Annotated in this window: 1 pseudogene; it reads right to left on the bottom strand. The window is 38.9% G+C overall.

Annotation, left to right across the window (positions count from 1 at the left end):
- Positions 1-320: 320 nt before the first annotated feature.
- Positions 321-533, bottom strand: a pseudogene (locus tag AC1DTM_RS30475) (RtcB family protein); the annotation flags it as partial.
- Positions 534-651: the final 118 nt, after the last annotated feature.

Genomic DNA, 651 nt, shown 5'->3' with positions numbered 1-651 from the left:
GCTGCAACAATCGCTATATAAACGCTTAAATTTTTTTTCATAATTCCCCTACTTCCAACAGCAATTTACTCCTATATACCATACAGTGAACCATAGCACCGCTTACGCTCGAACTTCAAACATTACAGTTTTTATCCTCATACAATCCCTTATGCCTCGATATTCAGTCGCAATCTTACCAACTGATTGACTTATACCTTTACAACCATGCTACACTCCCTGTTCACTTTCGATTCCAGATAAGGTTGTTGGCATTACCCTAGTTTTCTTAGGGTATCGCTACCTATTTACGCAATATTTACTGCCCATCTTGGGCGCACAATGAAATGATTTCCTCCACCAAGTGTACCAATACTCTTTTGAGCACGTTGTAATGTGAACGGGGCTCTTACACTATCAAAATCAATTATTTTTGAAAATCTATGTTCCTTATCTCGAATACGAAAACCACTTGGGACAAATTTACGAATTGTTTCGTCTAAGTGATCGAAGTTGATTTCCTCTTTCTTCTTATTAATCATAACAACTTCCATGCCACAACCAATATCGTACTTACCTCCCAGTTTCCTGAAAGAGTGGACTATACCTTCTCTACAGTCATCGAGATACGCAGTCTCTACCGTAGGCTCACCGTATTAATTATCCCTCTTC

The sequence above is a fragment of the Bacillus sp. P4_D3 genome (assembly GCF_056401855.1).
This window is presented reverse-complemented; position numbering and strand designations above follow the sequence as displayed.